Origin of the sequence: Yaniella sp., assembly GCF_030453185.1 — a bacterium.
Lineage (GTDB): Bacteria > Actinomycetota > Actinomycetes > Actinomycetales > Micrococcaceae > Yaniella.
Genome location: NZ_JAKDKW010000104.1, coordinates 1 through 6,268, shown reverse-complemented (window position 1 = coordinate 6,268; position 6,268 = coordinate 1). Strand labels below are relative to the sequence as shown.

Sequence of the window (6,268 nt, the reverse complement as noted above, 5' to 3'; positions counted from 1 at the left end):
CATACGCCGGATCATCCACGCGAAACCAGCAAAAAACATACCACCGAGAGTAATCAACAAACTGGCAGGAGTAATGATCATCGAAACCACTTCAACCGACATGTACATAGCTCCATTGTGCCCCATGGTTCACTGCATATGCCAGCGAATTTATGACACCACGACCCTCCACGGAAGATCAAGACTGCTATTTGTGGATAACCTCGCTCTCGACTTTCTCGGGAACTCAATCAGAAACTGAAGCGAGCAAATATGGGCAGTCTCGGCTTGACGCAAACCCGCTGCTGTCGACCCGAAGGAATCGATCCTGTTATTAGAGATGCAATACACTACAGCCTGAGCATTGGGATAGGTGCCGCACGCCGAGTCGGTTTCAGATACTCACTGCGCAGATGTCATTTGAGTTGTCCTGTGTCTGCTCTCGCTGCATCGCTCCACGACCATTCTGGAAGTTCGTGCGTATGCTGGTAGGCACCATTCCGTCTACAGGAGGTCGTCATGGATACCCCGGTAAAAGTTGCTGTGACCGGCGCTGCCGGTCAGATCGGCTACAGTCTGTTATTTCGCATCGCCTCCGGAGCCCTATTTGGCCCGGAGACGCCTGTCCAACTTCGTCTACTGGACATTCCCGCGGCAATGCAGGGACTCGAAGGTGTTGCCATGGAGCTGGACGATTGTGCCTTTCCGCTTTTGGAGTCAGTGGAGATTGGCGATAACCCCCAGCAGATTTTCGATGGAGCAAACCTCGCCCTACTTGTTGGTGCACGCCCCCGGAGCAAGGGTATGGAGCGCAAGGACCTGCTTGAGGCCAACGGTGCGATCTTCACCGAACAGGGTAAGGCACTCAACGAAGTCGCCGCTGACGACGTACGCGTCGGCGTGACAGGCAACCCGGCCAACACCAATGCGCTCATCGCCATGAAGAACGCACCGAATATCCCAGCCGAACGCTTCAGCGCGCTAACTCGTCTCGACCATAACCGAGCGCTGAGCCAACTTGCTCGCAAGACCGGATCCACGGTCGGTGATATCCGTAAGATGACCATCTGGGGCAACCATTCCGCAACCCAGTACCCGGATATTTTCCACGCTGAGATCAATGGTCGCAACGCTGCCGGGGTTGTAGACGATCAGAACTGGATCGAGAACGACTTCATCCCGACGGTTGCGCAGCGTGGGTCAGCGATCATCGAGGCACGTGGCGCTTCATCAGCCGCATCAGCTGCTTCGGCAACCATTGACGCCGCCCGTGATTGGCTGCACGGCACGCCCGATGACGACTGGGTTTCCATGGCAGTAGCTTCGGATGGCTCTTACGGGATACCCGAAGGGCTCATGTATTCCTTCCCTGTCACCACCACTAACGGGAACTGGGAGATCGTGCAGAGGCTGAATATCAATGATTTCAGCCGATCCAAGATGGATGCGACCGCGGCCGAGCTGGCTGAAGAGCGCTCGGCTGTCACCGAACTCGGCCTGGTCTAACCCATAGAACAATATTGACCGTGTGCCTCCGCCCGACTAGGTATGGCGAAAGACTGCGCCTACTCGATACCGCCAGTATTACGTAAGCCCGCGGAGTGTTCTAAGCTGGAGGGATGGAGCAAACCAATCTGCTGAATCAGACAGCGCTGTTATTCGAAGGCGGCGGAATGCGCGCCTCCTATACTTCGGGCATGGTCGTGGCCCTACTGGAAGCGGGCATTCACGCCCCATTTGTCGCCGGGATTTCCGCCGGCGCCTCAAATACCGCGAATTATTTGTCCCACGATGGGCCGCGAGCGCGTGAATCCTTTACTGATTTCGCTGCCGACCCGAAATTTGGTGACTGGCGCACGTTCTTACGTGGCAAGGGCTTATTCCACGCTGAGTACATTTATGAGCGCGCCGGCCAACCCGGCATGCCACTGCAGTTTGACTGGGAAACATTCCAAAACAATCCGGCCGAATTTCGCGTTGGCGGGTTCGACATCGTCTCGGGTGACACCGTGTGGTGGGGTAATGCGGACACCCCGACCATGCCGGAGCTGATGCGCACGGTACGGGCGTCGTCAACCATGCCGATTGTGATGCCGCCGGTGGAAATCCATGGACGAATATATGTGGATGGTGCACTGGGCACCGACGGCGGTGTGCCGTTGAGTGTGGCCGAAGAACAGGGCTATGAACGGTTCCTCGTGGTACTGACCCGTGAACGGGAATACTTGAAAAAGCCCGAGAAGTTCCCGAAGTTCTACCGGGCATATTTCCGTAAATACCCGGCCGTGGCCGATGCGCTACTCACCCGATGGTGGCGGTATAACCGCACAAAAGAAAAACTCTTCGAACTCCAACGCGAAGGCAAAGCCTACCTGTTTATTCCCGAGGTCATGCCGGTGGCCAACGGCGAGCGCGACGTCGCCAAACTCAGCGCGTCCCACGAACAAGGCCTGGCTCAGGCGCGCCGTGAAATACCGCAGATCAAGACGTTCTTGGGCTTGCCCTAACCTTAGGGCTTGGCCCCATCAGTCGGTCTGGCGGGCTTCCCTGGCGGATGCCACGTCGTCGACAATGATAATGATGTGCCGCAGGCTCGCGATCAACGCCCCGTATGTTGGCCATTCGATATTCGGTAGATTTTCAGCCTCTGACATATCTGATGTCAATTTTCGCAGGCGATCATACAGGGGTTCGACCGACTCATCCGGATCGGCTACCGCCAGGCCAGTATCACGGGCGACTGAGACCCATCCGGTGCGGAACCGTTCGTCCCATCCTCCAGATGTATAAGCGGCTTCACGCAGGGTCCGCGTCAGGTTGCGCAGATGCGAGATGCCTTCGTCTACCCTGGTGAGGATTTCTTCGTAGCTAACGTCCTCGTGCATTTTTTTGCCGCGACGCAAGAGCAGTTTTCTGGGATTTTTGCGCTCGGATTCGCGAGCGAAGCGGACTGTTTGCCAGGCCGAGTTGAGCTCCTTGCTCATCGATTCGGTATCTTTGAGCCATTCATCGGCGCTATCGGTGGTCCAGGACTCCGAGAATTCATCGGCCATCTCCACCAACACGGCGCCTATCCGCCGATTGATGTTATCCACGTAGCGGGAGGCCTGCTGATTCTGCAATGGAGGGATGATCAGCATGTTGACCGCAATGCCTACTCCCACGCCCACGAGCAATTCGAGGATCCGATCCGCAAACATCGGTTCACTGGAGGTCAGAATGAAGATCGCGGTGGTGGCAATCGCCACGCCTTCATCACGGATCCACGACAGCCGCGCCCCCACTAACCCAACCAGCAGGGCCAGCGCAAAGGACCAGATATTGACGTCGAAGAACTGTAGGATCACAAAGGCTAGACCCATGCCAACCGCCGATGAGACGACCGTCTGTACGCCCCGAGACAGCGAACGGTGCACCGTAGCGTGCACCGTCAACAAGGCAGTCCAGGGCGCCATGAACGCGACATCGCTCTCGAGCACGAAAACGGAGAGGGCCCACGCAGCAGTACCAGCAATGACACCTTTGATGGCCAACAGCATATCCGAGGTGGTCTCTGGCTGGCGCAATCGGTGGAGTATTTTGGCACCTATCGAGGGCTGTTCCTCTTCCCCTGAAGCAAGCTCCGCTTCTGAAGATCTGGAACTGTTCTGGTTTGGGTGCATGAGCCTTCCTCAATTCGAACGCGCCACATGGTTTCATCAACCCTAGGAGCATCTTATGCTCACCGCATTACTTCAGCAACGCGGTGAGTGCTGGATCTTTGGTGTCAGCTTGTGGAAGTCCAATAACACGATTGAACCTAGGATTAATAGTTTGCGGGTGGTGGCGATCGACCAGCAGCTCAAACAATACTCTGGATACTTCCAAGGAAGCGTTTTTCCGACGTCTGGCAATGAAGCGAAATATCCGTGCCAGACTGGACTCTTCGTGTAGCTTGGCTTGCTGTTTCCTGGCTTCGGCGGCGTCAATTTCGTAAGAAATAAGCTCTAGGTCATCGGTCAGCCTTTGCCGCTTAGAGATCAATGAAGACAACGCCTCGGTGGTCCCAGCAAGGTCAGCTTTTATCTCTACAAACGTGTTATCAAGATTGGCAAACTGGTCAAGTTCCCGTCGAGACGAGACCGTTTTGCGGACTTGCCGCACCTTTTTAATATCAAAGCCCGTTCCGACCAGTTGATCGAAAAGGTCGGATTCACGCTCTCGAACCGGGTGGGCCATGTTGTGCTCAAGTTCCTCCTCAAGGGCTTTCAACCGTTCATCAAGGTTCGTCTTGACGGCTGCAGTTTTGTCACTGAGGAGAAAGTCGTGGTCCCGCACGTTGCTCAGTACTTTACGATCGTCACCGCTTTGTCGTATCACCGTGCCGGGAGTCATGATCCCCAAGCCATACTTTTGGTCGTCTGTGACCAATTCTTTCAGCACATTATCTACGGCGACGTTCGTATGCGAAGTTACTAGGACTGACTGTCCTGCCGTGAGCCCACAATAATATCCAGCGTCTGGTCGGCTGGATTCCACGCCACTGATCCACCGGGCAGTTCTAATCCCTTACTGTGACCCTTTTTCTGCCCCAAAGTCCTCTGAGCGGCAGCATTCACCTTCTGCTTCAATACTGGCCATGACAGGCCACTCTGGGCATTCGCGATCATGTTTCCATGGTACATACCTCTGCCCGGCATGGACTCTTGAAAAATAGCTATGAACTTCAAAACGACCCCGAGAGCGAGGCCTCGGGGTCGTTGTAGCACTTACTACAATCATCTAAAAGATGTTTAGCCAGCGAATTTGATGAGCCGTTTATTGACGAACTCATCCATCCCGTAGCGACCGAGTTCACGGCCGACACCGGATTGCTTGACACCACCAAACGGTAGTTCAGCAGAGGTTTTGGCCGGCTCGTTGATGAAAACCATGCCGGTCTGGATCTGTCCGCCAACGCGGCGAGCACGATCGGCGTCAGAGGCCATCACGGATGCCGACAGACCATAGGGAGTGTCGTTGGCCAGTTTTACGGCTTCATCTTCGTCCTTGACCTTGTAGACCATGGCCACTGGGCCGAAGAGCTCTTCGGAGTAGGCGCGCATGTCCTTGGTGATTCCGGTCAACATGGTGGGTTGATACCAGGCGCCACCACGGGAATCGAAGTCACCTCCGGCGTGCACGGTAGCCCCCTGGGTGATCGCATCTTGGACTTGTTCGTGCAGCCCATCAGCAGCCGAAGCCGAAGACATTGGCCCGATGAACGTATCCTCGTCGGCGGGGTCCGCCAGCTCCAGCTTATTGACTGCTTCGCTGAGCTGTTCCACGAATTCATCGTAAAGATCTTCAAGCACAATAATACGTTTGGCCGCATTGCATGCCTGACCGGCGTTTCCCATGCGACCAATTAATGCACTCTTGACGGCCTTGGGAAGGATATCGCGGTCCAGGACCAAGAATGGGTCATTGCCGCCGAGTTCCAGCACCACTTTTTTCACGTATTCGCCGGCTTTTGCAGCGACTGCAGAACCTGCCCTGTCGGAACCGGTCAGGGAAACACCCTGAACCTGCGGGTTCGGGATGATGATGTCGGCGACCTGCTCGTTGGAAGCATAGATGTTGGTGTAAGCACCGATGGGGAAACCGGCCTCCTGGAAGATATCTTCCATGGCCTGTGCTGATTCGGGACAAATCTGGGCGTGTTTGAGTAACACCGTGTTGCCGATCATCAGGTTCGGCGCAGCAAAGCGGGCCACTTGGTAGTACGGGAAGTTCCACGGCATGATCCCCAACAGCACGCCGTAGGGTTCGTTCTGCACGTATGCTGAGCCGCTCTTGGTGTCCTCAACAGGCTCATTCTCCAAATACGTCGGCCCGTTTTTGGCGTAGTAGCGATAAATATCGACGACGATACCAAGTTCTCCACGGGCCTGTTTGACGGGTTTCCCCATTTCCCGGCCAATAATTTCGGCCAGCTCGTCGGTGCGACGTTCATAAATATCGGCAACGGTGTTCAACAGCGTTGCGCGTTCGTCAGGAGAGGTCATGGACCACGTTGCGAAGGTCTCACCGGCCTGATCAATGGCCTGAGTGAGCTGATCATCGGTATGTTCAGGAAATTCTTTTTCGACTTGTCCGGTAGCTGGATTCGTTACCTTGTACTTCGTCATGAGCACTTCCTTTCATCATGGTGCCGACTCGCAGCGCTCATCGGGCGCGGTCTCAAGTCAGCACTCTTGAAGTTTGGGCTCATGGGCCAGTCTTCTAGATCAGCCGCACTTGGACAACCATCTGGCGTCGCGCGAACAGA

The 6,268-nt window shown here is 55.4% G+C and carries 5 protein-coding genes; 2 read left to right on the top strand and 3 right to left on the bottom strand.

Features of this window, described 5'->3' with window-relative positions:
• Window positions 1–498 precede the first annotated feature (498 nt).
• On the top strand, window positions 499–1,485 hold the full coding sequence (locus L0H14_RS11440) for a malate dehydrogenase (protein ID WP_301421883.1): 987 nt from the start codon (window positions 499–501) through the stop codon (window positions 1,483–1,485).
• 113 nt (window positions 1,486–1,598) lie between these two features.
• Entirely contained in the window at window positions 1,599–2,486 is an 888-nt protein-coding gene (locus L0H14_RS11435; RefSeq protein ID WP_301419628.1) for a patatin family protein, read from the top strand.
• 18 nt (window positions 2,487–2,504) lie between these two features.
• On the opposite strand, the gene L0H14_RS11430 is transcribed toward L0H14_RS11435, so the two are convergent.
• The 3 genes from L0H14_RS11430 to L0H14_RS11420 form a co-directional block, all read right to left on the bottom strand.
• Window positions 2,505–3,641: an aromatic acid exporter family protein gene (locus L0H14_RS11430; RefSeq protein ID WP_301419630.1), complete on the bottom strand. Its 1,137-nt coding sequence runs from the start codon at window positions 3,639–3,641 to the stop codon at window positions 2,505–2,507.
• Window positions 3,642–3,708: 67 nt separating this feature from the next.
• Entirely contained in the window at window positions 3,709–4,497 is a 789-nt protein-coding gene (locus L0H14_RS11425) for a hypothetical protein (protein WP_301419631.1), read from the bottom strand.
• A 254-nt stretch (window positions 4,498–4,751) separates the two neighbouring features.
• On the bottom strand, window positions 4,752–6,128 hold the full coding sequence (locus L0H14_RS11420) for an NAD-dependent succinate-semialdehyde dehydrogenase (RefSeq protein WP_301421882.1): 1,377 nt from the start codon (window positions 6,126–6,128) through the stop codon (window positions 4,752–4,754).
• Between the last annotated feature and the right edge of the window lie 140 nt (window positions 6,129–6,268).